At 50.0% G+C, this 25,280-nt stretch carries 30 protein-coding genes; 24 read left to right on the top strand and 6 right to left on the bottom strand.

The window, feature by feature from the left end; all coding sequences use genetic code 11:
• Positions 1-131: 131 nt before the first annotated feature.
• On the bottom strand, positions 132-812 hold the full coding sequence (gene trmB / locus I8U17_RS01105; RefSeq protein ID WP_033099079.1) for a tRNA (guanosine(46)-N7)-methyltransferase TrmB: 681 nt from the start codon (positions 810-812) through the stop codon (positions 132-134).
• Positions 813-1,140: 328 nt separating this feature from the next.
• On the opposite strand from trmB, the gene I8U17_RS01100 reads away from it, so the two are divergent.
• From I8U17_RS01100 to I8U17_RS01060, 9 genes are all read left to right on the top strand, one after another.
• Positions 1,141-2,109, top strand: coding sequence for a sugar phosphate isomerase/epimerase family protein (locus I8U17_RS01100; RefSeq protein ID WP_033099078.1), 969 nt, complete (start codon positions 1,141-1,143; stop codon positions 2,107-2,109).
• 29 nt (positions 2,110-2,138) lie between these two features.
• A complete protein-coding gene (locus tag I8U17_RS01095) occupies positions 2,139-3,194 on the top strand; it encodes a Gfo/Idh/MocA family protein (RefSeq protein ID WP_033099077.1) in 1,056 nt (351 codons plus the stop codon).
• Positions 3,195-3,229: 35 nt separating this feature from the next.
• Complete coding sequence (locus tag I8U17_RS01090) at positions 3,230-4,510, top strand: ABC transporter substrate-binding protein (protein ID WP_198058916.1); 1,281 nt, start codon at positions 3,230-3,232, stop codon at positions 4,508-4,510.
• A 212-nt stretch (positions 4,511-4,722) separates the two neighbouring features.
• Positions 4,723-6,024, top strand: coding sequence for a carbohydrate ABC transporter permease (locus I8U17_RS01085; RefSeq protein WP_198055190.1), 1,302 nt, complete (start codon positions 4,723-4,725; stop codon positions 6,022-6,024).
• Between the two features lie 12 nt (positions 6,025-6,036).
• The gene (locus I8U17_RS01080; RefSeq protein WP_033099074.1) at positions 6,037-6,867 is read left to right on the top strand and encodes a carbohydrate ABC transporter permease; all 831 of its coding nucleotides are present in this window, start codon (positions 6,037-6,039) and stop codon (positions 6,865-6,867) included.
• Positions 6,868-7,048: 181 nt separating this feature from the next.
• Complete coding sequence (locus I8U17_RS01075) at positions 7,049-8,176, top strand: hypothetical protein (RefSeq protein ID WP_198058915.1); 1,128 nt, start codon at positions 7,049-7,051, stop codon at positions 8,174-8,176.
• The gene (locus I8U17_RS01070; RefSeq protein ID WP_198055193.1) at positions 8,176-8,799 is read left to right on the top strand and encodes a histidine phosphatase family protein; all 624 of its coding nucleotides are present in this window, start codon (positions 8,176-8,178) and stop codon (positions 8,797-8,799) included. The genes I8U17_RS01075 and I8U17_RS01070 overlap by 1 nt, the downstream gene beginning before the upstream one ends.
• A gap of 108 nt (positions 8,800-8,907) precedes the next feature.
• Positions 8,908-9,381, top strand: coding sequence for a PaaI family thioesterase (locus I8U17_RS01065; RefSeq protein ID WP_198058914.1), 474 nt, complete (start codon positions 8,908-8,910; stop codon positions 9,379-9,381).
• Between the two features lie 12 nt (positions 9,382-9,393).
• Positions 9,394-9,828, top strand: coding sequence for an NUDIX hydrolase (locus tag I8U17_RS01060; protein ID WP_052153828.1), 435 nt, complete (start codon positions 9,394-9,396; stop codon positions 9,826-9,828).
• 70 nt (positions 9,829-9,898) lie between these two features.
• On the opposite strand, the gene I8U17_RS01055 is transcribed toward I8U17_RS01060, so the two are convergent.
• Positions 9,899-10,402 carry a GAF domain-containing protein gene (locus tag I8U17_RS01055; protein ID WP_198058913.1) on the bottom strand — a complete coding sequence of 168 codons (504 nt, stop codon included), beginning with the start codon at positions 10,400-10,402 and terminating at the stop codon, positions 9,899-9,901.
• A gap of 340 nt (positions 10,403-10,742) precedes the next feature.
• Between I8U17_RS01055 and I8U17_RS01050 the strand changes: the two genes are divergently transcribed.
• The 4 genes from I8U17_RS01050 (at position 10,743) to I8U17_RS01035 (ending at position 14,062) form a co-directional block, all read left to right on the top strand.
• Entirely contained in the window at positions 10,743-11,873 is a 1,131-nt protein-coding gene (locus tag I8U17_RS01050) for an aminopeptidase (protein ID WP_033099070.1), read from the top strand.
• Positions 11,874-11,886: 13 nt separating this feature from the next.
• Positions 11,887-12,363, top strand: a complete 477-nt coding sequence (locus I8U17_RS01045; RefSeq protein WP_033099069.1) for a PTS sugar transporter subunit IIA — start codon at positions 11,887-11,889, stop codon at positions 12,361-12,363.
• A gap of 150 nt (positions 12,364-12,513) precedes the next feature.
• Positions 12,514-13,560, top strand: coding sequence for a M42 family metallopeptidase (locus I8U17_RS01040; protein WP_033099120.1), 1,047 nt, complete (start codon positions 12,514-12,516; stop codon positions 13,558-13,560).
• A 19-nt stretch (positions 13,561-13,579) separates the two neighbouring features.
• Positions 13,580-14,062: a PaaI family thioesterase gene (locus I8U17_RS01035; RefSeq protein ID WP_309485181.1), complete on the top strand. Its 483-nt coding sequence runs from the start codon at positions 13,580-13,582 to the stop codon at positions 14,060-14,062.
• Positions 14,063-14,322: 260 nt separating this feature from the next.
• On the opposite strand, the gene I8U17_RS01030 is transcribed toward I8U17_RS01035, so the two are convergent.
• A complete protein-coding gene (locus I8U17_RS01030; RefSeq protein WP_033099068.1) occupies positions 14,323-14,694 on the bottom strand; it encodes a hypothetical protein in 372 nt (123 codons plus the stop codon).
• 251 nt (positions 14,695-14,945) lie between these two features.
• Here I8U17_RS01030 and I8U17_RS01025 point away from each other — a divergent pair, with 251 nt between their 5' ends.
• Positions 14,946-15,224, top strand: a complete 279-nt coding sequence (locus I8U17_RS01025) for an Fpa/YlaN family protein (protein ID WP_033099067.1) — start codon at positions 14,946-14,948, stop codon at positions 15,222-15,224.
• Positions 15,225-15,276: 52 nt separating this feature from the next.
• Here the strand turns inward: I8U17_RS01025 and I8U17_RS01020 are convergent, their stop codons facing one another.
• Positions 15,277-16,173, bottom strand: coding sequence for a LysR family transcriptional regulator (locus I8U17_RS01020; protein ID WP_198055195.1), 897 nt, complete (start codon positions 16,171-16,173; stop codon positions 15,277-15,279).
• A 332-nt stretch (positions 16,174-16,505) separates the two neighbouring features.
• Positions 16,506-17,567, bottom strand: a complete 1,062-nt coding sequence (cax, locus tag I8U17_RS01015; protein ID WP_198058912.1) for a calcium/proton exchanger — start codon at positions 17,565-17,567, stop codon at positions 16,506-16,508.
• 230 nt (positions 17,568-17,797) lie between these two features.
• Here cax and I8U17_RS01010 point away from each other — a divergent pair, with 230 nt between their 5' ends.
• Positions 17,798-18,616: an NYN domain-containing protein gene (locus I8U17_RS01010; protein ID WP_160173843.1), complete on the top strand. Its 819-nt coding sequence runs from the start codon at positions 17,798-17,800 to the stop codon at positions 18,614-18,616.
• Between the two features lie 66 nt (positions 18,617-18,682).
• A complete protein-coding gene (locus I8U17_RS01005) occupies positions 18,683-19,063 on the top strand; it encodes an Asp23/Gls24 family envelope stress response protein (RefSeq protein ID WP_033100977.1) in 381 nt (126 codons plus the stop codon).
• Positions 19,064-19,208: 145 nt separating this feature from the next.
• Here I8U17_RS01005 and I8U17_RS01000 read toward each other — a convergent pair whose 3' ends face one another.
• Entirely contained in the window at positions 19,209-19,553 is a 345-nt protein-coding gene (locus tag I8U17_RS01000) for a YugN family protein (RefSeq protein WP_033100978.1), read from the bottom strand.
• A gap of 176 nt (positions 19,554-19,729) precedes the next feature.
• On the opposite strand from I8U17_RS01000, the gene I8U17_RS00995 reads away from it, so the two are divergent.
• From I8U17_RS00995 to I8U17_RS00960, 8 genes are all read left to right on the top strand, one after another.
• Positions 19,730-20,914 (top strand): M20 metallopeptidase family protein, encoded by a 1,185-nt coding sequence (locus I8U17_RS00995; RefSeq protein ID WP_033100979.1) that lies wholly within the window; start codon positions 19,730-19,732, stop codon positions 20,912-20,914.
• Positions 20,915-20,960: 46 nt separating this feature from the next.
• Positions 20,961-21,407: a CBS domain-containing protein gene (locus I8U17_RS00990; RefSeq protein WP_033100980.1), complete on the top strand. Its 447-nt coding sequence runs from the start codon at positions 20,961-20,963 to the stop codon at positions 21,405-21,407.
• Positions 21,408-21,474: 67 nt separating this feature from the next.
• The gene (locus tag I8U17_RS00985; RefSeq protein WP_198055198.1) at positions 21,475-21,852 is read left to right on the top strand and encodes a YhjD family protein; all 378 of its coding nucleotides are present in this window, start codon (positions 21,475-21,477) and stop codon (positions 21,850-21,852) included.
• Positions 21,853-21,936: 84 nt separating this feature from the next.
• A complete protein-coding gene (gene spoVAC / locus I8U17_RS00980; RefSeq protein ID WP_152568543.1) occupies positions 21,937-22,401 on the top strand; it encodes a stage V sporulation protein AC in 465 nt (154 codons plus the stop codon).
• A gap of 15 nt (positions 22,402-22,416) precedes the next feature.
• Positions 22,417-23,451 (top strand): stage V sporulation protein AD, encoded by a 1,035-nt coding sequence (spoVAD, locus tag I8U17_RS00975; RefSeq protein WP_033100983.1) that lies wholly within the window; start codon positions 22,417-22,419, stop codon positions 23,449-23,451.
• On the top strand, positions 23,448-24,113 hold the full coding sequence (locus tag I8U17_RS00970; protein WP_033100984.1) for a GDSL-type esterase/lipase family protein: 666 nt from the start codon (positions 23,448-23,450) through the stop codon (positions 24,111-24,113). The genes spoVAD and I8U17_RS00970 overlap by 4 nt, the downstream gene beginning before the upstream one ends.
• A gap of 101 nt (positions 24,114-24,214) precedes the next feature.
• The gene (locus I8U17_RS00965; protein WP_033100985.1) at positions 24,215-25,060 is read left to right on the top strand and encodes an SPFH domain-containing protein; all 846 of its coding nucleotides are present in this window, start codon (positions 24,215-24,217) and stop codon (positions 25,058-25,060) included.
• Positions 25,057-25,242 (top strand): type II toxin-antitoxin system antitoxin, encoded by a 186-nt coding sequence (locus I8U17_RS00960; RefSeq protein ID WP_033100986.1) that lies wholly within the window; start codon positions 25,057-25,059, stop codon positions 25,240-25,242. The genes I8U17_RS00965 and I8U17_RS00960 overlap by 4 nt, the downstream gene beginning before the upstream one ends.
• Positions 25,243-25,280 lie beyond the last annotated feature (38 nt).

Genomic DNA, 25,280 nt, shown 5'->3' with positions numbered 1-25,280 from the left:
TGCTGCTATCCTCAAATCCCCTTTGGAGGCAGTTTTGAGCCATACAAACAACAATTATAGCCGATTTGGGCGAAATGTCAATAAAGGGAAGAAAGCGGCCGGGCCTTGCCGCAGCAGCCGATGGAACGGGCCTATTCGCCCGGATCAGCGGAACCTTTCCGGCCCGGTCTTACCCGGACATAGTGGATCGGCATTCCACGGGAAACGAATTTGTCTTCATACTCGGTTGTGATATTGGCCGAAGCATAAGGGCTGTGGTGCAGATCACGGGAGAGTTCGATCGTCTCCCAACCGGCTTCCTGAAATTCTTCCAGCGAAAAATCGAAAAGGGAAACGCTGTCGGTTTTCAGGATCAGGTCACCGCCCGGAGCCAGTAATTTCTCATAGCGCTCGAGAAATGTGCGGTAAGTGAGGCGGCGTTTGGTGTGGCGTTTTTTGGGCCACGGATCGCTGAAGTGGAGATAGAAGCGGTCGACTTCCCCGGGTGCAAAAATCTCATCCAGCCATTGGACATCGGCCCAGATATAACGAAGGTTGGGGTTTTTCGTCGCTTCACCTTTCCGGACAGCCATGAGCAGCGGTTCTTCAATCCGCTCAACCCCGATCCAGTTGATTTCGGGATGAAGACCGGAGGTTTTGGCCAGGAACTGTCCTTTTCCGGTGCCCAGTTCCACATGGAGCGGTTGCGCCGGTTCGGGGAACAGCTCGCGCCACCTTCCCTGAAATTCGCTTTTATTTTCTTCCGTCGCCGTGAAGACGAGCGGGTGTTCACTTAAAATCTTCTTCGCTTCGGGTTTTCTTCGTAGACGCATTTTTCTCAACCATTCCTACATTTTTTTTCGTTTCTTATTATATCGGGGTTTCGCCCAAAAACAAACTTGAAAATTCCCCGTCGCCTTAACCGGTAAAAACAATATAAATTTATACTTGCGGGAATTTTGGATCTACATTATTCTATTCTTGAGAAAACGTTTTCATCAAATTTGTGAGTTTTTTTATTCAATTTGAAAAAAAGGGTGCCGTTTACGGGAGGTGTTGGTTCCCCGCGGCGAAAGTCGCCGGTTTACAGATCATCTCCGGGAGGGATCACGCTCCCGGGAAATGTCTTTCCGCTCAACTCATCGCAAGGAGGAGAAGGAAATGAAGCTAGGGGTTTTTACTGTTTTATTTTCCCAGAAGCCATTTGAAGAGATGCTGGATTACGTCAAGGATGCAGGTGTTGAAGCAGTGGAGATCGGAACCGGCGGATATCCTGGCTCCGCTCACTGCAATCCGGATGAATTATTGGAGGATGCGGGCAAGCTGAAGGCGTTCAAAAAAGCTGTGGCCGATCGGGGCTTGGTGATCAGCGCTCTCAGCTGTCACGGGAATCCGCTCAATCCGAATAAGGAGCACGCCAAAGCTTCTCATGACATCCTTATGAAAACGGTTCGCCTGGCTGAAAAGTTGGAGGTTCCCGTCGTCAATACCTTCTCGGGAACGCCCGGTGATCACGAGGGAGCCAGGTACCCGAACTGGCCTGTCGCACCCTGGCCGCCTGAATACCGGGAAGTGCTTAAATGGCAATGGGAAGAAAAAATCATCCCCTATTGGAAAGAAGCCGGGAAATTTGCCGAAGAGCATCATGTGAAAATCGGCCTGGAACTTCATGGCGGTTTCTCTGTCCACACGCCGGCCACGCTGTTGAAATTGCGTGAAGCGGTAGGTGAAGTGATCGGAGCCAATCTTGACCCCAGCCATATGTGGTGGCAGGGCATTGAGCCGGTGGGCGCGATCAAGATATTGGGCAAGGAAGGGGCGATTCACCACTTCCACGCGAAAGATACCGTGATTGACCAAGACAATGTGAATATGTATGGACTGACGGATATGCAGTCTTATGAAAATTTGCAATCGCGGGCATGGCAGTTCCGGACGGTCGGATTCGGGCACAGCCTGAAGGAGTGGGCCGATATTTTGAGTGCTTTACGCTTGTCCGGCTATGATTACGTAGTCAGTATTGAGCATGAAGATGCCCTGATGTCGATTGATGAAGGGTTCCGGAAAGCGGTTGCCAATCTGAAACAGGTCATGCCGAGCGAGTCACTGTCCGAGATGTGGTGGGTCTGACCGAGTAAAAAGAAGATGGGGTGGAGTGGATGAGTGCACAATTGAAGATCGGGCTGATCGGGGCCGGCGGGATTGCCCAGGCCCATCTCCGGGCCATCGAAAAAGAGCCGCGGGTCAAGGCGGTGGCGATTGCCGATGTTGCCGAGGAGTTTGCCCGCACAACGGCTGCCAAGTTTGCCATCGATCAGGTTTATACGGATTATGAGAAAATGCTCGAGCAGGAGTCACTGGACGCAGTCATCGTCTGTGTCCCCAACTTCCTGCATGCTCCGGTGGCGCAGGCTGCACTGGAAGCGGGAAGCCATGTACTGTGCGAAAAACCGATGGCTTTAAACGTTGAATTAGCCGAAAAAATGAAAGAAACGGCCGACCGGGCCGGCAAAATTTTGATGGTGGCACAGAACAACCGGTTCCGGGCGGAAACGCAACTGGCAAAAAAATGGGCGGACGATAAAAAATTCGGAAAAATCTATCATGCCAAGACCGGCTGGGTACGGCGCAACGGAATTCCCGGCTGGGGCAGTTGGTTTACGCAAAGGGAAAAAGCGGGAGGAGGGCCGCTGATCGACGTCGGGGTGCACGTGCTTGACCTGACTTTGTGGATTATGGGTTATCCTCAGCCTGTATCTGTCCTTGGCCGGACGTATGATATGTTCGGTTCACGCAAAGAGAAACTGATGGGTTATGGCCGGATTGTCGACCAGGGATCATTCAATGTGGAAGATCTGGCGGTTGCGATGATCCAATTCGCCGATGGATCTTCCCTCGTACTTGATGCCAGCTGGGCAAGCCACATCCGAAAAGAGAGCGTTTACCTTGAATTGTACGGAGATCGGGGCGGAGCCTCCCTCGACCTTATGGAGCAAACAGTGACATTGTATCAGGATGTGGATGGCAAGCCGGTCGACCAGGTCACTCATTTAGATTATCAGGATGAACGCCTGGCATTGCTGAAAAATTTCGTTGATGCGGTCACCGGAAAGGCAAATCCGATCTGCAAACCGGAAGAGAGCATCATGATTCAAAGAATTTTGGATGCGATTTACCAGTCGGCGCAAACGGGTGAATTGGTTCGTTTCGCATAAGTGTTCCCAATTTTTCCTCACGGGAGGTTATGTCGATGAAGAACTGGAAAAAGTGGATCGCGGCCGGACTGCCTTTCCTGATGGCTTTTTCATTGACTGCCTGCTCGCAGGATGAGGCGGGCGGAGGGCAAGGAAAAGGTGATGTGGTCACCATCACCTGGGCCCGGGGCAAAGACGAAACACAAGAATCGAAAAAATTGGTGGAAGCTTTTGAAAAGGCGCATCCCAACATCAAAATCAACATAAAGGACATGCCGACGGACACCGGACAGTACCATGATCAAATGGTGACGATGCTCAGCGCAAGCTCGAGTGAAATCGATGTTTTTAACGCGGATGTGATCTGGCCGGCCGAATTTGCCAAAGCCGGTTATCTGGAGCCGCTCGACCGCTATATTGATCATGACCAGATTGACCTTGGCAAATATATCCCCGGTGCTGTTCAAGCAGGGAAAGTTGATGGTCAACAGTATGCACTCCCCAAGTATATCGATGCGGGCCTTTTGTTTTATCGCAAGGATTTGATTCCGTCCCCTCCGAAAACGTGGGATGACTTGATCAAACTGGCCAAGGAAACCAAAGGCAAAGGCGGTACTCAGTTTGGTTATCTGATGCAGGCCAAGCAATATGAGGGGCTGGTCTGTAACTTTATCGAATTTGCCGGCGCTTATGGCGGCCGCATTCTGGATGACAAAGGCAATGTGGTGATCAACAGCCCGAGCACGATCAAGGGCTTGGAGAAATTGATCGAAATTACGCAGTCCGACTTCGTGCCGAAAAACATTTCCACCTTTACCGAAGTGGAAACCCATACTTCCTTTACTCAGGGACAAGCCCCGTTGGCGCGAAACTGGCCTTATATGTATAACCTTGTGCAGGACAAATCCCAGTCGAAAGTGGTTGACAAAGTGGGGGTCGCCCCGTTGCCGGCCGGAGACCACGGATCGGTCGCTGCGCTGGGCGGATGGATGATGGGGATCAACAAGTTTTCCAAGCATAAAAAAGAGGCCTGGGAATTCGTCAAATTCATGTCCGGCCCGGAAGGGCAAAAGATTTCGGCCATTTATGGAGGGAAAACGCCGACTTATCTCCCGACCTTTGACGATCCTGAAGTACAAAAGGCTTATCCGCTCTTTGGAGACAAGAACTACGTCCAGGGAGTGAGCGCTGCTATTCCGCGCCCCATTTCACCGGATTATCCGAAAATCTCTGACGTGATCCAAATCGAGGTTTCCAAAGCGGTTACGGGCAAAGAAACAGCAGAACAGGCTGTCAAGAACATGGATACACAGCTGAAACAGCTTTTGCACCAATAACATCGATGTCTGATTCGGCCCGTCCCTTGGTCAAAACCGGACCGCCGTCCGCATAGCGCTTGCGGTAAGAGGAGATACCCAAGAGCCGAGAGTCATAGGCCGAGTGCTTATGGCTCTTGGTTTATCAGGTCTTTTTGGCTCAACCCGAGTTTGATAGTCCAATCAACATCGAATCGACATGCGATGGCACTTTCACAGAAGAGGTGAAGGTAATGTGGAGAACATGGACGCAGTCAGAGAAGAGGATGGGCTTGATTCTCATTCTGCCAACCCTGATCACGATTTTGGTGATCGCCATTTGGCCCGTTCTCCGATCCTTCTGGATCAGCCTGTACGATGTGGAACTGAACAACCCGGCCAAGACAGAGATTCATCACAGTTACGGAATCGATATGGAGAAGTTTGTCAACATATTCCCCCTTTTGACCAAAAACCTGGATGAGTCCAGCGCAAAGGCCGATCCGCAGACGAAACAACAACTGGAGGAAATCAAAAGGAAGACGGAGCAATTAAAGGCAGTACTGGATGGAAATCCGCAATTTTCCCGGCAGTACAAACAAGTGGATGATATTCTTTTTGACGGTCAATCTGTGCCTGATGATCTGAAAATCTTCAAACTGGACAAAGCACAGGCAGATAAGGTGACCGGGGAGATGAAAGCGATCCGCCAGCAGCTGGCGGAGATGACGGAAGCTCACCAGTTAACGGACAATACGCTGGCCGGCTTGTCCAACGGCTTGACCGAATCACTGATCCAACCCAATTTTGTCGGGTTGAAGTATTACGAAAAGTTGTTGACGGGCGGACGCTTGTGGGCTTCGCTTACCAACACGATGATTTTTACGGTCGTCTCCGTCGGCTTGGAACTGGTGTTGGGGTTGATGATTGCACTGGTGGTCAACCGCTCCTTTCGCGGAAGAGGACTGGTCCGGGCTGCCGTTCTCATTCCGTGGGCGATTCCCACCGTGATTTCGGCGCTGATGTGGAAGTTCATGTTTGACGGTCAAAATGGCATCATGGCCAAATTTTTTGCCCAGATCGGTCTGGTATCGGATATGGGTTTGCTGCTCACCACCAAGTGGGGTTCGATGTTTGCGGTGATTTTTGCCGATGTGTGGAAGACGACGCCGTTTATGTCCCTGTTGCTGCTCGCCGGATTGCAGATGATTCCGGAGTCCCTTTATGAGGCGGCGGCTGTCGATGGCGCTTCCAAGGTACAGCAATTTTTCCGGATCACGCTGCCCCAGTTGAAATCGACCATCCTCGTGTCGCTTCTGTTCCGCACCCTCGATGCCTTCCGCGTCTTTGACCTCGTATATGTGCTGACGGGCGGGGGGCCGGCCAACTCCACGGAGACCATTTCCATTTATGCCTACAAAACGATGTTTGCTCAGATGGACTTTGGCCAGGGTTCCGCTTTATCGGTGATTGTTTTCATCTGCGTGGCGATCATCAGCATGATATTCGTCAAACTGCTTGGCAGTGACTTGATCAGTGACGGACAGGGCAAATAAGGGGGGACGAAGATGAAGAAAAAACGAACTGGCTTCCTGTTTTACCTTTTTATCACCGCCATGCTGATCGTGATCTTGTTTCCGTTTTTCTGGCAGTTTATCGCTTCGGTCAAACCGCCGCTCGAGCTGTTTGGCGACCGGGCCTTCAATTTCATTCCACAGCACCCTACCTTTGATAACTATGTGCGGGTTTTTACGGAACGGCCTTTTGCGATTTATCTCTGGAACAGCCTGGTTGTGTCCATTTTCACCACCCTGTATTGCATTCTGATCGCTTCTTTTGCCTCCTATGCGATTGCCCGTCTTCAATTTAAAGGAAAAACCGTGATCCTCGGACTGATTCTGGCGGTGTCGATGTTTCCGCAGATCGCTACAATTGCGCCGATTTTCCTGTTTATGCAGGAGATGAATCTGACTAACAGTTATCTGGGGCTCATCATTCCTTATACCACTTTCGCCCTGCCGCTTTCCGTTTGGAATCTGACCTCTTTTTACCGGAAGATACCCGCCGACTTGGAAGAAGCGGCCAAAATGGACGGGGCCAACATTATGCAAACGTTTTGGAGAGTGGTGTTTCCGCTGGCGGTTCCGGGCACCTTCACCACGGCGATTCTTACCTTCATCGCCGCCTGGAACGAGTTTTTGTTTGCTCTGACCATCAATACGGATGAAAACATGAAAACCGTTCCGGTCGGCATCGCCCTGTTTCAAGGTCAGTACACGATTCCCTGGGGGGAAATTGCAGCTGCATCCGTGATGGTGACCATTCCGCTGGTGGTGATGGTTCTCATTTTCCAGCGGCGTATTATCGCCGGGATCACGGCCGGCGCAGTAAAAGAATAGAGGAAAGCGGGTTTTGCGCCCTTAGCCTCGTTCCGGCTAAGGGTTTTTTGGAACCATTGTGAACAACGAAGAACGTTCCCTTGCCCTGTATGTTCTTGCGTTAAAATAAAAAGAAGCAGTTGGTTTTGTTAACGGTTTGGGTATGTTGGTCAATCAACAACTGCCAGTTTGGGGTGTGATTGTGACAACCAGATCAGCATTTCATTCTTTTGTCCTGCTTTGCCTCTTGTCCGCAGTCTGTGCAGGTTGCCAATCTTTTTCCGCCATGCCCCCTTGGCAGCGGGGGAGCATCTATCCCTTTTCCTTTCAGCCTTATGCCCGAAATGAAGTACCCGCTTTAAAAGAGCTTGTGGCAGAGCCGGCATTTGCGGTGTATCTGAAAACCCGGCCCTATCTTTTGGGAATCAGCGGGAACGGGCGTTATCTGGCGTTGATTGTACCCGAACGGAGCAGGGAAACTTGTCGCCTTGATGTGTTTGATTTACGGTACTCTTCCATCATCCAGTCGTTTAATTTACCCCTGGGATCAGCATCAAAGGAGCCGAATGGAGACGAATATATAAAGCTGGTGCAAAATACGGTGAAAACGGAATACCAAATCAGCCGCGGGGTCCGGCCTGCCATTCTCATTCCCGGTTATCATCAGGAACTCGCGGGGCATGGCTCGCTGATTTTTGAGGAAGATGACTTGCGCGTTTCCCTCACCACACCTGCCGGCGAGCAGTGGACGGTGGCCAAAGGGGAAACGGCGGAAAAAGATGAAGCGTCCGCCTACACGATTCCGCTGACGCCCGATCGGCAGACGTGGGGAGTGATCATCTTTGCCCGGAACCGGGGGGATGTAAAGATTGTGGCGGTTTCCGCCGTTGTCCCCCGCCAAGTGTACCGGTCACCGTCGGATCAGCAATTGGCGGGAATTTGCCAGTCCGTCCTGCAATCATCGAAGCCATGCCGGTTGCTCATGCGCGGAACCGGCGAGAATGACTGGTTTTTGGCGGGAATTGAAAAGAAGAAAACAGAAGGGGATGGCCAAACGGGTTATGCCGGGGAAGCATGGCAATTTACCGCAGGCGATTTGTCCGGCAAACGGCTGGTGATCGGGAGCAAAGAGGGGATCATCGAGGGAAAGCGTCACGTATCGCCGACGCAGCCGGTTTCCTACTATCAACTGGTGCTCTCCGCTGAGGGCGATGCGGAAGAGGCGAACAGACTGACCGTTGATGTTTACAATCGGGAAGGAAATCTGTTCCGGACATTGGAATGGGAATGGAAGAAAGGCCGCTTTCAGCGCGTGACAGGGGGATCATAATGGAAACAGAGGTTTACTTGGTGCGTCATGGGGAAACGGAATGGAATACGGAGAAGCGAATTCAGGGGCACCGGGATGTCCCTTTAAGCAAAACGGGGGAGAAGCAGGCCGAACTATTGGCGCAATATCTGAGGCAACATTCCTTCCAGGCGGTTTATGCCAGCGACTTGGTCAGGGCGCGCCGGACTGCCGAGCGGATTGCCGGTCAATGGGGGCTTCCGGTGACATGCCTGTCTGAGTTTCGTGAGCAAAGAGTCGGAGAATGGGAAGGGATGCTGCTGGAAGAAGTGAAAAGAAAATATCCCGATTGGGAGAAGTACCGCATGCACGGGGGAATGTTTGGAATTGAACCGATCGAAGAAGTGCAGGCACGCTTCGTTCGGAAATTCAATGAACTGGTTGACAAGCACCGGGGGAAGCGGATTTTGATCGTGGCCCACGGCTTGTGCCTCAATCTGGCCATCTCGTTCCTGACGGAAGGAGAATATGGTTACGGGAAAGGAATATTGCAAAATACCAGCATCACCCGGCTCGTTTCCCGGGAAAATGCGGGTTGGACGGTGAAAGCCTACAACGTTACACCTCACCTGCAACAAGGCAAAGAGAGATTTATCGACGGATAAAAGGCGAAACCGCCGGGCGTTCGGCTTTTGGACGAAATGGAAGCGAGTTGCCATTTTATTCCCGATTCGATAAGATAGATGGAGAATGGAAGAAGGGGAAAAGTACATATGACACTGGAAACATTGTACCAAGAATTGCAAGACCTGAATCCCAATGAAGTTCGGACCATTCACAAACTCGTCCAAGCCCTGAAACGAACCCGGGTCAGCCCTCTTGCTTTTGTCGAAGAGCTAATGAACTTTCAAGCGGTCGGCTATGACCAGGAAAAAGGCGCTTACGTGCATCGGATGCTGATTACCGATGAACTGAAAAATCGCTACAAAATCCTGCATGGCGGCATTACAGCCACATTTATCGACACGGCTATGGGTTCCACCATTTTCCATATGGATGAAGGAACCAAAGCTGTGACGCTGGATCTTAACGTGAATTTTCTGGCACCCGGAGAAAGCGGATGGCTGACCGCAGAGACAGCTGTCATCAAAAAAGGGAAAACGATTATCCTGTTGGAGACGAAAGTGACCGATGAACGGAAAAAGTTGATTGCCACAGCTTCTTCAACCTTTTTTCGATTACAGTAGGTGGAAAATCCGATGAACAAACCATATAAAATTGTTGCGAAAGCGATCATTTTTGATCATCAGGACCGAGTGCTCATCCTGCGCAAATCTCTGGAAGAAAGGCTGGCCAATGATACGCACGGCTGGGATTTTCCGGGAGGCGGGCTTGAGCCCAGTGAACCGTTGATGGATGCGCTGGCGCGAGAGGTGATGGAAGAGACCGGGCTGCAAGTGAAAGTGGTGGCACCGGCCTACATCTATGATGAAATTCAGGAAGATAAACACCTGATTATCGTGAAATTTGCCTGTGACAAGCCTTTGGGCGAGTTAAAGTTAAGCTCGGAGCATGATCACTATTTCTGGGTTGAGCTCCATCGCTTGAACGAAGCGGAATTTCCGGAGTGGATGAAAGAAGAAATCCGCCGTGCTTACCGGATCTATGCCGATTTTCGGGGAATTCAGCAATAGGCATGTTTCCCTCTGGTTTTTGGCCAGAGGGTTTTTTTTCGGGTTTGCAAGATTTTCTCTTCCGACCTGATCAAGCTCTGGTCAGCGGGGACCAGTCGGTTCCTTCGACCAGGATGCGGGCATATTGCTCCAAATACGTTTGATCTTCCGGGGTAAAACGGGCCGTTACCGGACTGTCGATATCGAGAACGCCGATCAGGACTCCGTCTGCCTTCAGCGGGATGACAATCTCCGAGCGGGAGGCCGCATCGCAGGCGATATGGCCCGGAAATGCAAATACATCTTCGACCAGCTGCGTTTTCTCTTCTTTTACTGCCGTGCCGCAAACACCCCGTCCGACCGGAATGCGGACGCAGGCGGGTTTTCCGTTAAAGGGGCCGAGAACAAGTTCATTCCCTTTCAACAGATAAAAGCCTGTCCAGTTCACATCGCTCAGAGTGTGATACAGATGGGAAGCGCAATTGGCCAGATTGGCCATCCAGTCTTTTTCACCCTCGATCAGATGCTTCAATTGTTTCAAGATCAGCTCATAGCTAGTTTTTTTATCTCCTTCAACACGTTCAAAAGCAAACATGATATATTTCCCGATCCTTTCCGTAAATGTTAAAATAAAATCGTTCACACGACTGCAGTAAAGCTTTCTCGTGCTATTGTACACCTGCGGATTCAATCTGAAAAGAGGGTATGCGGTGTGCATAACTTGTGAATTTACGGACTAGAAAGAATTTTGGGAAAGGTGGCGATTCGTCATAAATGCCTTTCTGTGGCATTAATTGGATAATGAGTGCCACTCTATCTATTGATTAAAATGGAAGCATTTTAAATTATAGTCATCTCGTGATAAAATAGTAGCGTCGTTTAAACGTTCGTTGTTTTTTGCAAAGGGAATACATATTAGAAGGAGATGTTTTCCAATGCGTGATCCTCGTATTTCCAAATTAGCTAAAATATTGGTTGAACATTCTTGCCGGGTTCAACCGGGAGAACGTGTTTTAATTGATATTTTTGGAAAGGAAAGAGAGCTGGTCCGGGCTTTGATCGCAGCGGTATATGAGGCGGGAGGGTACCCGTATGTGCAGCTGAATGACCATGTTGTCACCCGTGCACTCTTGCTGGGAACATCGGAAGAACACATGGAAACCATGGCGAAACATGCCCTGAACCAGATGAAATCGATGGATTGCTATATCGGGGTGCGCGGAAGCGACAATGTGAGCGAGCTGTCTGACGTGCCGGAAGACAAAATGAACCTCTATGCCCGGATGTTCAATCATCCCGTACATAGCGAACAACGGGTGAAACATACGAAGTGGGTTGTGCTTCGTTACCCCAACTCCGCCATGGCACAGCTGGCCAACATGAGTACGGAAGCATTTGAAGACTTCTACTTCCGCGTCTGCAATGTCGATTATGAACGGATGGCCAAAGCGATGGAGCCTTTGGTGAAACGGATGGAGCGGACAGATCAGGTTCGCATTGTCGGACCGGGTACGGATCTCACCTTCTCGATCAAGGATATTCCGGTTATCAAATGCGCCGGGGAGTGCAATATCCCTGATGGTGAAGTTTATACCGCACCGGTGAGGGATTCGGTCAATGGCGTGATCACCTTTAATACGCCATCGGTCTATCAAGGGGTCACCTTTGAAAACATCCGCTTTGAATTGAAGAACGGAAAAATCATCAATGCCACCGCGAATAATACCGAACGGCTGAATCAGATTTTGGATGCTGACGAGGGTGCGCGCTACATCGGTGAATTCAGCCTGGGCGTCAACCCGCACATCAACCATCCGATGAAAGATACCCTGTTTGATGAAAAAATTAACGGAAGTTTCCATTTCACTCCGGGTCAGGCCTACGAGGAGGCAGACAACGGCAACCGGTCGTCCATCCACTGGGATCTCGTCTTGATCCAGCGCGCGGATTACGGCGGAGGCGAAATCTATTTTGACGGGGAACTGATCCGCAAAGACGGGCTGTTTGTGGTCGATGACTTAATTCCGCTCAACCCGGAAAATTTAAAGGCAAGCGAATCTTTTTAAGGAGGAATCGGGTTTGTTCTGGAGACGCAAAAAGTCGGTTGAAATTGCCGCCCCGCTAACAGGGCGTTACGTTCCGCTCGAAGAGGTGCCCGATCAGGTTTTTTCGCAGAAGATGATGGGCGACGGATTTGCGATCGAACCGGAAAAGGGCGAAGTATATGCTCCGGCAGACGGTGAAATCACCAATCTGTTTCCGACCAAACACGCGATTGGAATCAAGACGAAAAACGGCTTGGAAATCCTGATTCATGTCGGCATCGATACGGTGGAATTAGAGGGAGACGGATTTACGGCATATGTATCGGAAGGAGATCGGGTTTCGGCCGGCCAGAAATTGCTCGATTTTGATATGGAGAAGATTAAAAACAGCGGGAAACCTCTGATCACGCCCGTTATTTTTCCGGAATCGGCGGCATGGTCACTGGAACTCTGTGCAACCGGTTCTCTTCAGGCAGGAGAAACCGTCGTCGCCAGAGTGGAACAGAAATGAGAACCGCTCCTGATTTAATCAAATGATGCGGATGCAAATCCCGGCCGGATTTGTGCTGGCGGAGTGATGGATGTTCTACGGCTTCCTTCTCAGACAATATAGAAGGAAGCCGTCTTCTTTCGACATTAAAAGGGAAGCGAGGTTTTGGTGATGATTTCATTTCCTGAGGAGACTGTGCTTCAAACCCTGATTCAATTATTGGAAATCCACAGTCCGACAGGCAGGGCGGAAAAAGCGGTCGATTACATTCATTCCCGGTTGAAGCAATCCGGTCTAAATGCGATGCTTACAGCCAAAGGCGGATTAATCGTCACGGTTCCGGGAGAAAACGACCAGGTTCATCGACTGGTTACCGTCCATGTGGATACGTTGGGAGCCATGGTGAAGGAAATCAAGGAGAACGGCCGCTTGCGGTTAAGTAAAATCGGGGGATTCGGCTGGTTTTCCGTCGACGGGGCTTATTGCCGGGTGGAAACGAGGAAAGGCCGGATGTTTTCGGGGACGATCCTTGCTTCCCATACATCGGTCCACGTTTATGCTGATGCGGAAGAGCAAAAAAGATCGGATGAGCACATGGAAGTCCGGTTGGATGAGCGGGTGAAATCGGCGCAGGATGTAAAGGCACTGGGAATTCGCGTCGGCGATTTTGTATCTTTTGATCCGCAGGTGGTGACGACAGAGGCGGGATTTATCAAAGCGCGTCATTTGGATGACAAAGCGAGTGCGGCCATTCTGCTTGAACTGTTGCTTTACTTGCATGAGTCATCCGTCCGGTTGCCGCACACAACCCATTTCTTCTTCAGCAATTTTGAAGAAGTCGGATTTGGTGCAAACTCCAGCATTCCGCCGCAGGTCCGTGAATATTTGGCAGTGGATATGGGCGCGATCGGTGAAGGACAAACGACGGATGAGTACTGCGTTTCCATCTGTGCCAAAGACGGAAGTGGTCCCTATCATTACGGACTTACGACCAAACTGATCGAAATAGCCGAAAGAGAAGGAATCTACCATCAGGTTGATTTGTACCCCTTTTATGCTTCCGATGCCAGTGCGGCGGTTCGGGCTGGCTATGACATGATGCATGCCTTGATCGGGCCGGGCGTCGACGGTTCTCACGCCTATGAACGCACACACCTCGAAGCTTTGAAAAATACCTATTTGCTCTTATATCACTATTTGTTGTCGCCTTCATTGTAAAGAAAGAAGGGGATCAGGGATGACGTTGGCGGATGAGCTGCGGGAAGTATTGGAAAACGGGACGGAAGAAGAAAAAGAAGTGCTGGCATTGGCCTTACAGGCGATCCGGCAGAAACGGGAACGGAACAGCGCCTATCTCTCCGGCTTTCTCGGTTTGTCCGGCCGGTTTATCGAAGAGAAAGTATACGAATTTCGCGTGCCAATTACCCCGTTTATGTTGAATCGCCGCGGCATTGTGCACGGAGGGATCGCGGCGACGCTCGCTGATTCCACGATGGGCTCCTGCATCAACCGTCTGCTTCCCGAAGGTTCGGGAGCAGTAACAGCTGAACTGAAGATCAATTATTTAAAACCGGGGACGGGCAAAATGCTCATTTCACGCGCGGAACTGCTCCACCTTGGCCGGACGCTGGCTGTTCTCAATTGTGAAATTACCAACGAGAAAGGGAAGCGAATCTGCTATGCGACAGCGACTTTTTATCTGTTGCCAAAGGGAAAGTGATATTCGCCTTTTATGGCGGACGGCATCTTGGTGAAAGGCAAGTCTGACCTGCCTATATGATGCAATCGTTTTTTGATATGAAAGGGATATAAAAAATAGCAGGCTGGTTGCCCGCTGAGGCTGTCGACAAGTTCAGGCGGAAGGGGATTGGTGCTTTTTTGTGCGACCTTTGCGGCGAAGGGGGCCGGGAGCAGAGGAAGTACCAAGAAGGGACTTTGTCAACAAGCTGGAGCGAGCCGGTTGCCTGCTTTTTCTCTTTCTCACATACTGGTTACTTCCAGTTCGGTCAGATGGGAAACCGGGTTCTCTTTGTTGCTGCCGTCTGCCAGATACAAAAGGGCCGGGCCGCCTTCGCGAATCGGTTTATTTTCCTTGGCAAAACACAAAAAGGAAGTTTGCGCTTGTTCCATTGTCAGGATCACTTTTTCTCCCACCGAACGGTGAAGAATCACGTGGGTTGCGTCTGGAGCGGGCCCGGCGTTATTCAGAAAAGGCGCGAGTTCCATGGCCAGCCCCTCCGTTCCGGGGATGCGATCGCTTAAAGAAAAACGGCGGTCATCGATGATCCAGATCGTCGGATCGAGATTGATCTTGAACTGAACTTTTCCGGTTATGAGAATAACGGAACTCATAGCGATCACCTGTTTCATAAAATATTTGATCATGCCCTATTCATTATAGCGAAGTTTGGCGTTGCAAAAAACAGAAGAAGAGACGGTGACGGAGAGAACAGCGTTGCCGGGACGGGGGGACGCAGCCGTGACAGGATGCAAGTGTTTTGCAAAAGCAGGAGGATCGTGATACACTATGATTAGTATTAGTGTACAGGTATTAGGGCCGTTTTCCGCAATCCCGAGTAGAACGGTCGATGGGGGGGTTTGCGTTGACCACACCGACACAGACCGATTTAAATCTGCGCGCGGTGCAACTCTTAAATGAAGATGCAGAAAAAATTGCTCAATTGATTTCGGTTCAATTGGATAATTTAACTTTGCCGAAATGTCCTTTATATGAGGAAGTTTTAGATACACAGATGTTTGGTTTATCCCGGGAAATCGACTTTGCTGTTCGTGCCGGATTGATCACACGTGAGCAAGGTCAGCAGATTATTCATGATCTTGAACGAAAACTTGCGGATTTATATGCAAAAATTCTTCCATGATTCCTGAAATCAAATAAAGATTACGATCGTAGACTCCTTGTGGGAGTCTTTTCTATTCTTCCGATTCGACAGGATAAATCCCGCTGATATCATGGATCAGCTGGCGAATTGCGCGGGGCAGGTAGCGCCTTTTCAGAAAATAGAGAAAAACGGGGAGCGTATGCTCAAACTGGGTTACCCGGATGTGGCGCAAGCGGAAATCTCCGCTGCCCAGGGCGAGTCCGGGGATCAGGGCGGTGCCGAAACCCTCTGCAACCAACCGCTTGATTTCTTCAACGCTGGACAGCTCGATCTGGATATTTAGTTCAATTCCGTATCTTCTCATGATCTCGTTCAGGAGATCCCGTTCGGTGGTTGCACCGGCAAATGAGATCATCGGCAGCTTATCCAACTCTTTCAAAGGGAGAAAAGACCTTTTATTATTTATAACTGGCCGGGTCGCTGAGTCAATCAGGGTAAAGGAATCGTAAAACAGTGTCTTTTTTTCCACTTGGGAGGGCAACGGGGAATAGGAATAGGCAATCCCCAGTTCGATTTGCCCTTCCTGAAGCAGCTTCATCATCTTTTCCGTTCTCAAGTTAAGGATTTTGAGCGGAAGCCCGGGGCTGCCCGTTTGGAAATATTTCGAGATGCGGGAGACAATCGCCAAAGACAGGCAGGCAGTCGTCCCGATCGTTACGGGGCTATGGGCTTTCTCTTTTTCTTCGGTAATCACTTCGCGCCCCTCTTGCATCAAATCAAGAATTTTTTGCGCATAAGGATAAAAGAGAACACCGCCGGCCGTCAGTTTCACTTGCGACCGGTAAAAGAGAGTGGTTCCCAATTCTTCTTCCAGGCTGCGGATCTGTGCGCTGACGGCAGGTTGGGTTAAGTTCAGGGTTTCCGCCGCGTGCCGGAAGTGACGCTTACGGGCCACTTCGATAAACGTGATCAATTGCTGTTCATTCATGTTTGTCACCCCTTTAATTCATTTTTAAATTTTAAAACGAGATGATCACGCCGGACAGGAACCAGGCAACCTCGTTTCTATGGAAGATTGGTGCTTTCGGAAAGGATGACGGCATGCAGAATGCCATTTTGACGTTTGGTGTGGTGATCACTGTTTTTAAAATGGAATTATCATTTAAAAAGTGTATTCATATTTAGTATTAAATTATTTCATTATTAATTTATAGATTCCTGCCGGGTAATTTTGAATAAAAAACGATCATGTCCGGTTCCGTTGCACCAAGAAAGGCCCTTCCGCACTTTGGCGAAAGGGCCTTCCCGTGTTCAGGGGGATCAGACGACAAAAAAGACAGTTCCCAAGATGATGTAAACCAGCACCAGCAGAATTCCTTCATACCAGTTGGTAGATCCATCACGGGAGATCGAGGAAGCGATCAATGAGGCCACGGCGATTGCCGCAATTTCGTAATTGCTGAAGATGATGTTCATGGGATTGCCGAATAACAGGCTGACAAAGACGAGAACCGGAGCGACGAACAAGGCGATTTGCAGGCTGCTTCCGACGGCGATTTCAACAGCCACTCCGATGCGGTTTTTCATCGCCATAAAGACGGCGGCACTGTGTTCGGCAGCATTTCCGATAATCGCAATCAGGAAGGCCCCGATGAACAATTCCGACCAGCCCAGCGCTTTGGCTACAGATTCCACACTATGTACAAGCCATTCGCTCTCGATGGCGACGAAGACAGTGGCGATCAGCAGGAACAGGAGTGATACGCCTTTGGACCAGTCCGGTTCTTCATGCTGATCCAAATCAGGCATGCCGTCCACTTTATCCCCCAGCTCTTCTTTATGGGTGACCAGGGAAAAATAGAGCCACAGAAAATATCCGATGATCAGGACAATGGCGATGACGACGCTGACCATGCTGATTTCGCTGCGGGTGAGACCGTGCATAAAGACGGCAGGGATAAACAGGGCGATGACCGCCAGCATCATCAATGAAGCGTTATGACCGGCTAAGAGTGGATTGAATTGCTGAATTTTGAATTTCAATCCGCCGGCGAATACGCTCAGCCCGAACACGAGCAGCAGATTTCCGATGATCGATCCGGTAATGCTGGCTTTAACCATGTCGAACAATCCGGCTTTCACCAGAAAGATGGCGATAATCAGCTCCGCCGCGTTACCGAAGGTGGCATTTAACAGCCCGCCCAGCCGTTCGCCGGAATAATGGGCCACGCTTTCGGTCGCTTTCCCCAGAAGCGCCGCCCAGAAGAGAAGGGACAAACAGGCACTGGCAAATTGAAAAGGCTGATTGTGGGTAAAAAAGTGTGCTCCCGCACTGATGATTGTTGTGAGAAGGAGCAAGGCAACAAACCACTTTTTCTTCAAAATGTTCACCTCTTAAATTTTCGTTTGTCAAAAACAGGAAACAAACCTCTCGATGGAAAAAGTGTGAACAACATATTAAATAATCCTCAATTTAGCATACGAAACAATCGAAATATGTCAAATCCTATCAAAGTAGATTGCAGACTGTTTTAGCCGATTTTGGAAGGAATACTCTCCCAAGGATCGAAATAATTAAATATGCTTGAATGATTAGAAAGGAGGTAGAATGGTTGAATGGCAGGGTAAAAGATACAGCGATCTTTATTGATTTAGAGAATGTTTACTACGGTTTGAAGAAATATCACATGGATCCTGACCATCCCGATGAATCACACAACCTGTTTTTGCGCCTGCAAGACCATTATGGCAGAGAATCGATCCGGATGATTGAGGCATATGCCGATTTTGAGCAGTTGGATTTGTCCATGATGAGCCTCCAGAAAAAAAGAGTTCATGTGCATCAGGTATACGGAAACGGCAGAGACGGCAGGGACCGGAAAAACGCGGCAGATATCCAGCTTTGCCTTGACGCCATGGAAGTGCTTTACCAGATCCCGGAGATCAGCACCTACATTATCGTCAGTGCAGATCAAGACATGATCCCCCTCCTGGACCGGCTATGGTCAAAGGGAAAACGGGTGGAACTTTTTTGCCTCTGTGATGAAAGTTTGTCCCGTTCGGCCGGGCTGCATGAATTCTGCGATAACACCCACAATTTATTTGAATTTCTCAATATTCACCAATTCCAAAATCTCTCCCGTGTCGACCGGCTCATTCATAACGCGGTCGTGCAAATTTATGAGTGGTATCACGATCCCAATAATATTGGGAAGAGTTATGGAAGCACTTGGATAAAGAATGATTTTATTCGCAAATTTCATTTGGATGAGCTGGAAGCCAACCAATTGTTTTCAAAATTGTTAAAAGGGAAATATATTATACCTGTGGAAATTGAGATGGATTCCAAAACATATTACGGGTACAAAGTGAATCTGACCCATCCTCAGGTACAAACGATGGTGAAAATCGCAGGATACAAAGTGAGCTAGGCCTGGGACTGCTTGTCTTCCGTGTGATGTTCCGATGCGATTTTATGACAACGAGGGGGAAAACAAATGGCAGATCTTCAAGGTGGAACGCTGCGCATTGCCGATGATGTGGTCGCTGTGATCGCCGGGTTTGCGGCGAGCAAGACAAACGGCATTGCCAGCATGTCAGGCGGGATGGCCGAGGGACTGGCCAAACGCGTCAGCGGCAAAAACATCACTAGAGGGGTCAACGTTCAGGTTGGAAAATTGGAGGCGGCAATCGATCTTCGGGTGATTGTGGAATACGGGGTGAAAATTGACGAGGTGTGCCGGAATCTGCAACAAAGGGTGAAAGAAGCCGTTGAAATGATGACCGGCCTGAAAGTGGTAGAGGTGAACATCAAAGTGGACGGGGTGGAGCTGGGGGAATTTCACGATTCGAAGGCTGCGGAAAACAAAATAAAATGAGGAAAGAGGGTGAGGATCGAAAGCACCCTCTTTTTTTGCCTTGGTGCAGCAGGCGGCATCCCTGCGGTTCCTGCCACCCCGGTATTTCACTCCGTTTTCATCCCGGGGGTGCCGGCAGACCGTCATCGTTTTGCAGCAACGATGGTCAGCCGTTTAACGCTTTTTCCAGTTCTTCCAGTTTGGCGTTTACCTGTTGCCGTAACGATTCGGGAACCTCTGCTGTTTCATCGATACCGTGCGGGAAAAAGTGGCGCACAAAGACCGGGGTTCCGATTTCCAGAAGTGCTTTCGGGTGTTCGAGACGTTTGTCATTGATTACATCTGCCCGCAAGCGCAAGAAATAATCAATTTGATCAGACGTATATTTCAAATCATAAGTGACTTTCTCATAATCCCAGGACCAGCGGACAAACCCCAATTTTTTCATGATTTTTTCCATTTCGCCGAATTCTTTCTTGATACCTTTGGTTTTTATGTGGTTAAAAATCATCTGGGCGCCTCCCTTTGCATTTCACACCGAATTGAATCATTATTTATGATAGTACGATTACCCATGTAAGCGCAACCGATCGGGGGTGACAGAAGTCCGAAATTAGAGAAACATGAGTATTCAAAAAATATCCGCTGCCGCTTCAGTTCGTGTGCCAATGAAAAGGGGAGAGATAAATGGAGAGGATAAAAGAGCGAATTGCGGAAATTTATCCACGGATGGTTGAGTGGCGCCGGGATTTTCACCGTAACCCCGAGCTTTCATTTAAGGAAAAGGAAACCGCGCAAAAAGTGGCTTCCATTTTGAAAAGCCTCGGTCTGGAAGTGAGAACGGGAATCGGCGGGCATGGCCTTGTCGGACTTCTCCGCGGAAAAGGGCCGGGGCGAACTGTCGCCTTAAGATCTGATATGGATGCACTGCCGATTCAGGATGAAAAGGATTGCTCCTACCGGTCACAGGTTCCGGGAGTGATGCACGCCTGCGGACACGACGGGCATATGGCCACTTTGCTCGGGGCAGCTGCCGTCTTGACAGAGCTCAGGGAGCAATGGGACGGTTCCATCTTGTTTTTGTTTCAGCATGCGGAGGAGTTGTTGCCGGGCGGTGCGGTGTCCATGATCGACGCTGGTGTGCTGGACGGGGTTGATGCCATTTTCGGCGTCCATCTGTGGACTCCTCTGCCTTGCGGGGTCATTGGGATTCGCAGCGGGGAACTGATGGCATCCGCCGATTCCTTTGAAGTGGAGATCATCGGCAAAGGCGGACATGGCGGACTGCCGCATGAAGCGGTTGATTCAGTGGTGATTGCATCCCATGTAATTGTCCAGTTACAGACGATTATCAGCCGCTGTCTCAATCCCCTGGATTCAGGCGTCATCACGGTCGGTCAAATCGAAGCCGGCAATGCGTTTAATGTGATTGCTGAGCGTTGCCGATTTTGGGGAACGGTCCGTGCCTTTAAGCAAGAGACGCGCGAAGCGATCGTGGCCAGGATGGAAGAAGTGATTCAGGGGGTTTGCCGGATGTTTGGAGCAGATTACCGGTTTGATTATACCTGGGGATACCCTCCGGTTGTCAATGAGCCTGCCGCCACTGACATATTGGCCGAGTCCGCCAAGGCGATTGTCGGGGAGCAGGGGGTCTGGCAAATCGATCCGGTGATGGCAGGGGAGGATTTCGCCTATTACCTGAAGCAACGGCCGGGAGCATTTTGCTTTGTGGGCGCCGGCAACACGGAGCGGAATATCACGGCTCCCCACCATCATCCCCTTTTTGATTTCGATGAAGAAGCGATGAAAATCGGGGCGGAATTGTGGGTTCGGACGGCTATGCGGTTTCTTGGAAGCGGAAAGGGAGAATGAGAATCCCCCGTTTGGTTACCATAAGGCTCAGGGGGGGGGATCTTTGATGCACACGTTGCGTGAGATTATGACGACTGATGTGGAATACGTTACGCCGCAGGACAATGTTTTTGAGGCAGCTTCCAAAATGCGGGCATCGAATGTTGGGATGGTTCCCGTAGTGGAAAACGGCGTCTTGAAAGGAGTCATTACCGACCGCGACCTCGTTGTGCGCGGAATCGCCGGCAAACAGCCCAATTCCGGTTCGGTGGCTGACATTATGTCCACTTCCCTAGTGACGGGAACTCCGGACATGACGGTGGATGAAGCGGCGAGAATAATGGCTGAAGCACAAGTTCGCCGGTTGCCGGTCGTGGAAAACAACCGCCTGGTCGGTGTCGTGTCGATTGGGGACATGGCTGTACGCGAGCAACATCAAGATGAAGCGAGCCAGGCTCTCAACGAAATTTCAGAAACGCATAATCCGAATGCATCAAATGATCTCAAGTCATAACCCGAAAGGTAAAAAGCTGCCGGTTGACCCGGCGGCTTTTTACGTCAAGGGAAGGACGTGTGCTGTGATGATTTCCGGCGAAGAATATGAGTCTTTCCTGACCTTGGTCAAAAAAACGGCCATTTTGCAGGTGCTTGCCCTTGTCTTGCAGGCCGATTACCGGACCGTGGCCCGTTCCCCCTGCAAACTGAAGGAAATTTGGTTGGAACAAATAAGGAAAATGTCAGAACGTCTGGCGGAAAAAGAAAGCGAGAGCAGAAAAGCGCTGAGGCGAATGGGCGGGCGAATCATTGCGGTGAAACAAACACCGGACCATCGTGAGATTGAAGCGGAACTGCACGGGTTTCTCTATAAAGAAAAGTTGCTGAACGAGTGGATCAAAGTCGAATGCATGCGGGAAGCGCAGACCTTGCTCGGCGAAGCGTACGGAGTGCAGTCAGAATAGCAGGGAGGCATTTTTTATGATGCATAAAGAGAGTGGGAAGGCGCACTCTAAAAACGGACAGATCGAAAAAAGGGGGCGATGGCGATGGAAAAGCACAGACAGAAGGAAAAGGAATTGGCTTATGAAAAAATCGCAAACAAACATCGGCCCAAGCCTAAAATATGGATGAATTCCCTGAAAGCTTTTGTGATCGGCGGATTGGTCTGCGTACTTGGCCAGGCGCTCATGCTGATGTATATTCACTGGTTTGGGTTTAAACCGGAAAAGGCCGGCGATCCGACCGCAGCCACACTGATCTTTATTTCCTGCCTTTTGACCGGGCTGGGAGTTTACGACCGGATCGGTCAATGGGCCGGCGCCGGATTGGCCGTACCGGTCACGGGATTTGCCAATTCGATTGCTTCGTCGGCGCTGGAACACCGGGCTGAAGGCTATGTTCTCGGAGTAGGCGGAAACATGTTTAAGCTGGCAGGGGCAGTGATTGTGTTTGGAACGCTGTCCGCCTTTGTGATCGGTTTGATCTATACCTTGACCGGACTGGTGAGATGACATGGGGGAGACGAAATGACAGGAACCAAGCTGATTGGAAAAAGCACATGGGAATTTCAAAATGATGTTCGCGTCCTGTCCAGTGCTGCCACAGTCGGCCCGATGGAAGGGGAAGGATTGTTAAGGGAGAGTTTCGATAAAATTTATCCGGATCTGTATGCCGGGGAAGAAACATGGGAAAAGGCGGAACGCAAAATGCTTGAGGATGCCGTTTCCCTTGCCATAGAAAAGGCAGGCCTGACCCCGGAACAAATCGATTTTTATCTTGCCGGCGATTTGCTGAACCAAAACATTTCCGCCTCGTTTTCCGCCAAAACGAACCAGATTCCGTTTCTCGGCGTATACGGCGCCTGTTCCACTTCGATGTTGTCTTTGGCTTTGGCGGCGGTATTGGTCGATGGCGGCTATGCCCGTCATGTGATCGCCGGTGTGAGCAGCCACAATTGTACAGCAGAAAAGCAGTACCGCTATCCGACAGAGTATGGCGGACAAAAGCCGGAGACGGCCCAATGGACCGTGACCGGGGCAGGCGCCTGCTTGTTGGGGCGTTCGGGTGACGGCCCGGTTGTTCGCTATGCCACCGTTGGCAAAGTAACCGACCTGGGCGTGAAAAATCCGATGGATATGGGTTCTGCCATGGCGCCGGCGGCCGCGCAGACGATTCAAGCGCATTTTGCCGATACCGGCCGATCCCCTGAAGATTATGACTTAATCGTCACCGGGGATCTTGCCAAAGTGGGATTGCCCATCGCGCGGGAGCTGCTGAAGAATGCTGGCTTTGAGATGGGGGAACATTTTGCGGATTGCGGGTTGATGATTTATACCCAGAAGCAAGAAACATTTGCCGGCGGCAGCGGGTGTGCATGCAGTGCTGTCGTAACCTATGGGCATCTGTTGAGAGAAATGATGCGGAACAAGTGGAAGCGCATCCTGGTAGTCGCGACCGGTGCCTTATTGAGTACCGTTTCATACCAACAGGGGGAAGCCATTCCTTGTATAGCGCATGCGGTGGCTTTTGAAATGGAAGAAGGGAAGGAAGGAAAGGCATGAACGAACAGCGGATCTCACCTGTCGCTTATCTGGCCCTGGGAGATTCTCTCACGGAGGGGATTGGAGCCAGTAACCCTTCCGCACATTTTGTTGCCCAATATTTTCAGCATTTGCGGCATTCAAACCAATGTTATGTGCGGAATTTTGGAATTTCCGGTATGACCTCTGACGAACTGCTATCCTTGGTGAGCAACCCTGCGATGATTCGCCTGTTGCCTAGAATGACGCACATTACCATCACCACCGGGGGATGCGATTTCATTTCGCTTTATGAAAATAATGAGTTGACTCTGAGAAAAATTATGAAGACAACCCATAAACTTCAGGATAATGTCAGGAAGATGCTTACGCTGATGCGCAGAGAAAATCCGGCGGCGGTGCTTCGTGTGCTCGGATTTTATATTCCTTTGCCAGCTTATGAAATCGGCGTTGGCAAAGCCTCATTTCTCATCCAATCCCTTAACCGTGCCTTGGAGAAAATCTGCAACCAATTCGGAGCCAAACTGATCAACCCGTTTGATGTTTTTTTAAATCGCAAAGAATATTTCAGCGATGAAGTACACCCGAACCAGACGGGATATGATGAGCTTGCCAAACTCTTCATCTCAACTGTCCAAACCCGCACTGATGCATTGCCATCTCTGACACCGCTTACTCAATGACCATTTTCCATTCCTTCGCCGAGCTTTTTTCGGCCGCAGGAATGGATTTTTTATTATCATAATGATATCATATAGATAACAAATTGATAAGGGGGCAGCGCATGACACGCACTGAAGAGAGAGTTGCATGGAAGGCAAATGGATTTTTGTTTTTGTTGCTCGAAATTTTCTTGCTTTTGGCCGGAGCCGGACTCGTCATCTACGGGATTGGGATCATTTTTCTGGTGGTGGCCGTTCTGCTTCTCCCCGGATTCGTTATGATTCAGCCGAATGAGGCCCGCGTTCTCACCTTTTTTGGCAAGTATGCCGGTACGATTGCGGAAGATGGGTTTTTTTGGGCGAATCCTTTCGCATCAAAAAAGAAAATCTCCCTGCGCGTACGCAATTTTCACAGTGATAAACTGAAAGTAAACGATGCTGATGGAAACCCGATTCTGATCGGCGCTGTGATTGTATGGAAAGTGGTCGACTCCGCTAAAGCGCTTTTCGATGTGGAGGATTTTAACGTTTTTGTGGCGATCCAGAGCGAAACCGCCATCCGCTCCCTGGCCAGCCGTTACCCTTATGATCGCCATGACCAGTCGCTTCCTTCGTTGATGGGAGCGCCGGAGGAAGTGGCGGAAAATCTGTGCACCGAGCTGCAAGAGCGGCTGAAAATCGCCGGAGTGGAAATTTTGGAGGCGAGGATCAGCCATTTGGCTTATGCTCCCGAAATCGCCCAGGCGATGCTTCGCCGCCAACAGGCGCAGGCGGTGATTGCAGCCAGGCAGAAAATCGTAGAAGGTGCGATCGGCATGGTGGAAATGGCGTTGGACCACATCGAAAAGAAGGGCGTCGTCGAACTGGATGAGGAAAGAAAAGCTGCGATGGTGAATAATCTGATGGTCGCCTTGGTATCTGAAGGAGAGACGACTCCGGTAATTAATACCGGAACCTTGTTTACATGAGTACCAACAAAAAGCGGTTTTTGCTGAGAATCGATCAAGAGCTTTACAATATGATAGAAAAATGGGCGGCCGATGAATTTCGAAGTGTAAATGCACAGATTGAATTTCTATTAAAAGATGCGGTGAAGAGGGCGGGCAGAATTCCCTCAAGCAAGTCAAAGAAGCCGGATGGCGAAACTTAAAATCAACTAAATACTTACCAATCTAGTCCAAGCAAAAT

The organism is Thermoactinomyces sp. CICC 10521 (assembly GCF_016055135.1).
Classification (GTDB): Bacteria; Bacillota; Bacilli; order Thermoactinomycetales; family Thermoactinomycetaceae; genus Thermoactinomyces_A; species Thermoactinomyces_A daqus.
The sequence above is the reverse complement of the archived record's forward strand: the minus strand, read 5'-3'. Positions and strand labels throughout refer to the sequence as shown.

Excerpts from the sequence above, each read along its gene's own strand:
- trmB (WP_033099079.1), bottom strand. The coding sequence starts at position 812 with ATGCGTCTACGAAGAAAACCCGAAGCGAAGAAGATTTTAAGTGAACAC.
- I8U17_RS01100 (WP_033099078.1), top strand. The coding sequence starts at position 1,141 with ATGAAGCTAGGGGTTTTTACTGTTTTATTTTCCCAGAAGCCATTTGAA.
- I8U17_RS01095 (WP_033099077.1), top strand. The coding sequence starts at position 2,139 with ATGAGTGCACAATTGAAGATCGGGCTGATCGGGGCCGGCGGGATTGCC.
- I8U17_RS01090 (WP_198058916.1), top strand. The coding sequence starts at position 3,230 with ATGAAGAACTGGAAAAAGTGGATCGCGGCCGGACTGCCTTTCCTGATG.
- I8U17_RS01085 (WP_198055190.1), top strand. The coding sequence starts at position 4,723 with ATGTGGAGAACATGGACGCAGTCAGAGAAGAGGATGGGCTTGATTCTC.
- I8U17_RS01080 (WP_033099074.1), top strand. The coding sequence starts at position 6,037 with ATGAAGAAAAAACGAACTGGCTTCCTGTTTTACCTTTTTATCACCGCC.
- I8U17_RS01070 (WP_198055193.1), top strand. The coding sequence starts at position 8,176 with ATGGAAACAGAGGTTTACTTGGTGCGTCATGGGGAAACGGAATGGAAT.
- I8U17_RS01065 (WP_198058914.1), top strand. The coding sequence starts at position 8,908 with ATGACACTGGAAACATTGTACCAAGAATTGCAAGACCTGAATCCCAAT.
- I8U17_RS01060 (WP_052153828.1), top strand. The coding sequence starts at position 9,394 with ATGAACAAACCATATAAAATTGTTGCGAAAGCGATCATTTTTGATCAT.
- I8U17_RS01055 (WP_198058913.1), bottom strand. The coding sequence starts at position 10,402 with ATGTTTGCTTTTGAACGTGTTGAAGGAGATAAAAAAACTAGCTATGAG.
- I8U17_RS01050 (WP_033099070.1), top strand. The coding sequence starts at position 10,743 with ATGCGTGATCCTCGTATTTCCAAATTAGCTAAAATATTGGTTGAACAT.
- I8U17_RS01040 (WP_033099120.1), top strand. The coding sequence starts at position 12,514 with ATGATTTCATTTCCTGAGGAGACTGTGCTTCAAACCCTGATTCAATTA.
- I8U17_RS01035 (WP_309485181.1), top strand. The coding sequence starts at position 13,580 with ATGACGTTGGCGGATGAGCTGCGGGAAGTATTGGAAAACGGGACGGAA.
- I8U17_RS01030 (WP_033099068.1), bottom strand. The coding sequence starts at position 14,694 with ATGAGTTCCGTTATTCTCATAACCGGAAAAGTTCAGTTCAAGATCAAT.
- I8U17_RS01020 (WP_198055195.1), bottom strand. The coding sequence starts at position 16,173 with ATGAATGAACAGCAATTGATCACGTTTATCGAAGTGGCCCGTAAGCGT.
- I8U17_RS01005 (WP_033100977.1), top strand. The coding sequence starts at position 18,683 with ATGGCAGATCTTCAAGGTGGAACGCTGCGCATTGCCGATGATGTGGTC.
- I8U17_RS01000 (WP_033100978.1), bottom strand. The coding sequence starts at position 19,553 with ATGATTTTTAACCACATAAAAACCAAAGGTATCAAGAAAGAATTCGGC.
- I8U17_RS00995 (WP_033100979.1), top strand. The coding sequence starts at position 19,730 with ATGGAGAGGATAAAAGAGCGAATTGCGGAAATTTATCCACGGATGGTT.
- I8U17_RS00990 (WP_033100980.1), top strand. The coding sequence starts at position 20,961 with ATGCACACGTTGCGTGAGATTATGACGACTGATGTGGAATACGTTACG.
- I8U17_RS00985 (WP_198055198.1), top strand. The coding sequence starts at position 21,475 with ATGATTTCCGGCGAAGAATATGAGTCTTTCCTGACCTTGGTCAAAAAA.
- spoVAC (WP_152568543.1), top strand. The coding sequence starts at position 21,937 with ATGGAAAAGCACAGACAGAAGGAAAAGGAATTGGCTTATGAAAAAATC.
- spoVAD (WP_033100983.1), top strand. The coding sequence starts at position 22,417 with ATGACAGGAACCAAGCTGATTGGAAAAAGCACATGGGAATTTCAAAAT.
- I8U17_RS00970 (WP_033100984.1), top strand. The coding sequence starts at position 23,448 with ATGAACGAACAGCGGATCTCACCTGTCGCTTATCTGGCCCTGGGAGAT.
- I8U17_RS00965 (WP_033100985.1), top strand. The coding sequence starts at position 24,215 with ATGACACGCACTGAAGAGAGAGTTGCATGGAAGGCAAATGGATTTTTG.
- I8U17_RS00960 (WP_033100986.1), top strand. The coding sequence starts at position 25,057 with ATGAGTACCAACAAAAAGCGGTTTTTGCTGAGAATCGATCAAGAGCTT.